Raw genomic sequence first — 4,596 nt, forward strand, 5'->3', positions numbered from 1 at the left:
CGCCCTCGCGGACGGTGAGGCACCGTACAACCTCCTGACCGCCTTCCAGCCGATCGGCTGTGCGGCCGGCGACGCGGAGGGCCTCGCGCCCGCTCTGGCGTCCGCCGTGCCGCTGGCCGTGCGCGGAGCCACGGTGGTGCTGGCCGGCTGGGGGCCGCCGGAGCGGTGTGCCACGGCTCCGGTGCTGAGGGTGGCGGCCCGGCTCACCGAGTCGGCGCGTGTCCCGCGCTCGGGGAACGGCTGGCGGCCGGCGCTGCGGGACGACCTGGAAGAGGTCGCCGCGCGCGCCGGGCTCAAGCCGGACGGCTCGGGCCGGGTGTCCTGCCCGTTCGGCTACGCGGACGTGGACAGCGCGGTGCGCGGCCTGCTGTCGACGGGGCTGTTCGACACGGCGATACGGGCGACCGACCGGACCCAGGTCGAGAAGGAGGTCGCGGAGGCCCTGCACCCGCATCTGCGACCGGACGGCACGGTCTGGATGCCGAACGTCTTCCGCTACCTGGTCTGCGTGACGTGACGGGACGGCGGAGGGGCGCCCCGCGGTGCGGGGCGCCCCTCCGTGACGTGTGCGGGCCGGTCAGCCCATGAACTTCTTGAACTCGTCCGGCAGCTCGAAGTTCTTGTCGTCCTGGGCGGGCAGGTTGAACGCGCCGCCCTGCGCCGCCTGCTCGCGGCGGGCCGCCGCGGCCTCCTCCTCGGCCTTGCGCTTCATCGGGTTGCCGCTCTTGCGCTTGCCCTTGGCCTGCTTGACCTGCTTCTTCTGGCGGCCTGGGCCGCCACCCATGCCCGGCATGCCCGGCATCCCGGGCATGCCGCCGCCCTGGGCCATCTTCGACATCATCTTGCGGGCCTCGAAGAAGCGCTCCACGAGGTTCTTCACCGCGGACACCTCGACACCGGAGCCCTTGGCGATACGGGCCCGGCGCGAGCCGTTGATGATCGTCGCGTCGGCGCGCTCCTTGGGCGTCATCGACTTGATGATCGCGGCCGTGCGGTCGACGTCGCGCTCGTCGATGTTGTTGATCTGGTCCTTGATCTGCCCCATGCCGGGCAGCATCCCGAGCAGCTTGGAGATGGAGCCCATCTTCCGGACCTGCTCCATCTGCGCCAGGAAGTCGTCGAGCGTGAAGTCCTTGCCCTTGCTCGACGCCAGCTTGGAGGCCATTTTGGCGGCCTCTTCCTGGCTGAAGGTCTTCTCCGCCTGCTCGATCAGGGTGAGCAGGTCACCCATGTCGAGGATGCGGGAGGCCATGCGGTCGGGGTGGAAGGCGTCGAAGTCCTCGAGCTTCTCACCGTTCGACGCGAACATGATCTGCTTGCCCGTGACGTGGGCGATCGACAGGGCGGCACCACCACGGGCGTCACCGTCGAGCTTGGAGAGCACCACGCCGTCGAAGCCGACGCCGTCGCGGAAGGCCTCCGCGGTGTTGACCGCGTCCTGGCCGATCATCGCGTCGACGACGAAGAGGATCTCGTCGGGGCTGACGGCGTCGCGGATGTCCGCGGCCTGCCGCATCAGCTCCTCGTCGATGCCGAGGCGTCCGGCGGTGTCGACGATGACGATGTCGTGGACCTTGGCCTTGGCGAACTCGACGGAGTCCTTGGCTACCTTGACCGGGTCGCCCACGCCGTTGCCCGGCTCCGGAGCGTAGACCGCGACACCGGCGCGGTCGGCGACGACACTCAGCTGGTTGACGGCGTTGGGGCGCTGGAGGTCGCAGGCGACGAGCAGCGGGGAGTGGCCCTGGCTCTTGAGCCAGAGGCCGAGCTTTCCGGCGAGGGTCGTCTTACCGGCACCCTGCAGACCCGCCAGCATGATCACGGTGGGCGGGTTCTTGGCGAACCGGAGCCGGCGCGTCTCGCCTCCGAGGATGGAGACGAGCTCCTCGTTGACGATCTTGACGACCTGCTGGGCGGGGTTCAGCGCCTGGGAGACCTCGACGCCGCGCGCCCGCTCCTTGACGTTGGCGATGAACGCGCGGACCACGGGGAGGGCGACATCGGCCTCGAGCAGGGCGATACGGATCTCGCGAGCCGTGGCGTCGATGTCCGCCTCGGACAAGCGGCCCTTGCCCCTGAGGTTTTTGAAAGTCGCGCTAAGGCGGTCGGAGAGAGTATCGAACACGGCGCTCGTCGGTCCTCAGGGTCGGGGGCGGGGCGGGTCAGTCGTCCTCCAGGGTATCCGGACCCCGGAGAACGCAAAGCCCTCGCCCGTTTCTCGTGACGAACGGGCCCGGGGCAGGGGGTCAGCCCAGCTCCTTCTCGACGTCACGGGCCACCTCCGCGGCACGTTCCGGGGACAGTGGTTCGCCGTCGCCGTCCGTGACGTAGAAGGCGTCCACGGCGTTGGCTCCGAGCGTGGAGACATGGGCGCTGCGCACCCGCACCGCGCTCCGCTCCAGCGCACGGCCGATCCGGTGCAGCAGTCCCGGGGCGTCCTGGGCGCGGACCTCGATCACCGTGGCCAGGCGGGAGCCGGCTGCGGCGACGGTCACCCTGGGCGGCGGAGCCTTCACCCCGCGCCGCCGGGGATAGGCGGCCTCGCGTTCGGCGAGCCTGGCCCGGATGTCCAGGGAGCCGTCCAGGGCGCGTACGAGGTCGGCGCGGAGCCGGGTGGCCTGGGGAAGCGAGCCGTACTCGGCGGCGACCCGCCAGCTGAGCACGAGGAGGCCGGCCGGTTCGCCCAGTTCCGTGGGGAGCTCGACGGCACGCAGGTCGGCGGCCCGCACGGTGAGGCGGTGCAGGGCGAGCACCCCGGCCGCCGCCGGCAGCACACCGGGCCGGTCGGGCAGCGCGATGTGGAGTTCGACGCCGACGGGCGCGGGTTCGCCGTCCTCGGAGGCCGGTTCGGGCCGGGTGTGCAGGGAGAGGACGGGCTCGCGGGTGCGCAGGGCCTCGATGGCGAGGCGCTCCTGCTCGGCACTGGGTGCGAGCGGCTCCGGTACGGGGGGCTCCTCGCCCGCCAGGAGCGCGGCGACGCGCTTGACGAGATCGGTGACGAGGGAGGCCCGCCAGGAGCTCCAGGCCGCGGGGCCGGTCGCCAGCGCGTCGGCCTCGGTGAGCGCGTGCAGCAGTTCCAGGGTGGAGGCGGTGCCGACGGCCGTGGCCACGGAGCGGACGGTCGCGGGGTCGTCGAGGTCGCGCCGCGTGGCGGTCTCGACGAGCAGCAGGTGGTGGCGTACGAGCGTGGCGACGACGCCCACGTCCTGCTTGTCGAAGCCGATGCGGGCCGCCATGTCGCGGGCGATGACCTCGCCCGCGACGGAGTGGTCCCCGGGCCAGCCCTTGCCGATGTCGTGGAGCAGGGCGGCGATCAGGAGGAGGTCGGGGCGGCCGACGCGACGGGTGAGGTGGGAGGCGCGGACGGCCGTCTCGACGAGGTGGCGGTCGACGGTCCAGGTGTGGACGGGGTTGCGCTGCGGCCGGCAGTGGACCCGCTCCCAGTCGGGCAGCAGCCGCGTGATGATGCCTTCCGCCTCGAGGGCTTCCCAGACGGCGACGGTGGCCTCACCGGCGCCGAGCAGGGTGACGAGCTCCTCGCGGGCCTGGGAGGGCCACGGCACGGGCAGCGGCTGGGCCGCGGTGGACAGGTGGCGTACGAGATGGCGGGAGAGCGGCAGTCCGGCCTCGGCCGCCGCGGCGGCGGCCCGGAGGGTGAGCACGGGGTCGCGTTCGGGGCGTGCGGTGCGCGCGAGGACGACTTCTCCGTCGGCCTCGACGACGCCCTCGGCGAGCGGGGTGCGTTCGGGTGCGGCCTTGGCGCCGCCGCCCAGGAGCGAGCGCAGCCGCGGGCGTGCGGAGCGGGCGCGCAGGACCCGGTTGACCTCGCGCCAGGTCACGTCGGTGGCGTACGAGACGGTCCGGGCGGCCTCGTACACGTGGCGCAGCAGGGCGTCGGCGTCGAGGAGGCCGAGGGCGCCGGCGACCTGGTCCTGCTCCTGCAGGGCCAGGCGGTCGGTGGCCCGGCCGGTGGTGAGGTGCAGGGCGTCGCGGGCGTCGAGGAGCGTGCGGCGTGCCTCCGCGAGTCCCTCGCGGGGGGCGTCGGCGACCCAGGACGCGGCGACGGCACGCAGGGCGGTGGCGTCGCGGAGGCCGCCGCGGGCCTCCTTGAGGTCGGGTTCCAGGAGGAACTGGAGCTCGCCCATGCGTTCGGCCCGCTCGCGGCAGAGCTCGTCGAGTGCGGGGAGGCGCTTGGGCGCCTGGTTGCGCCAGTCGGCGAGGACCGCGGTCCTCAGCCCGGCGACGAGGCCGAGGTCCCCCGCGACGGGGCGCGCGTCGAGCAGTCCGAGCTGGACCTTGAGGTCCTCGCCCGCGGTCCTGCGCGCTTCGCCGGGGGTGCGTACGGAGTGGTCGAGGGCGAGGCCGAGGTCCCAGACGGGGTACCAGATCCCGTCCGCGAGGGCGGCGACGGCCCCGGCGTCGGCGGTGCCGTCGTGCAGGAGCAGCAGGTCGAGGTCGCTGCGCGGGGAGAGCTCGCCGCGGCCGTATCCGCCGACGGCGACGAGCGCGGCGCCGCGGACGCCCGCCCGCTCGGCGGCCGCGGTGAACAGGCCGGTGAGCCAGTCGTCGGTGAGCCGGGCGAGGGCGGCACGGCGC

At 73.5% G+C, this 4,596-nt stretch carries 2 protein-coding genes and 1 pseudogene; 1 reads left to right on the top strand and 2 read right to left on the bottom strand.

The window, feature by feature from the left end; translation table 11 throughout:
- Positions 1–517 (top strand): annotated as a pseudogene (locus B9S57_RS30060) (SAM-dependent methyltransferase); the annotation flags it as partial.
- 60 nt (positions 518–577) lie between these two features.
- Here the strand turns inward: B9S57_RS30060 and ffh are convergent.
- Together ffh and B9S57_RS30070 are read right to left on the bottom strand one after the other, a co-directional pair.
- Positions 578–2,125 carry a signal recognition particle protein gene (ffh, locus tag B9S57_RS30065; protein WP_103760332.1) on the bottom strand — a complete coding sequence of 516 codons (1,548 nt, stop codon included), beginning with the start codon at positions 2,123–2,125 and terminating at the stop codon, positions 578–580.
- A 121-nt stretch (positions 2,126–2,246) separates the two neighbouring features.
- A partial coding sequence (locus tag B9S57_RS30070; RefSeq protein ID WP_258036700.1) for a [protein-PII] uridylyltransferase occupies positions 2,247–4,596 on the bottom strand: 2,350 nt, incomplete at its 5' end.

Origin of the sequence: Streptomyces sp. SM10, from assembly GCF_002910915.1 — a bacterium.
Classification (GTDB): Bacteria; Actinomycetota; Actinomycetes; order Streptomycetales; family Streptomycetaceae; genus Streptomyces.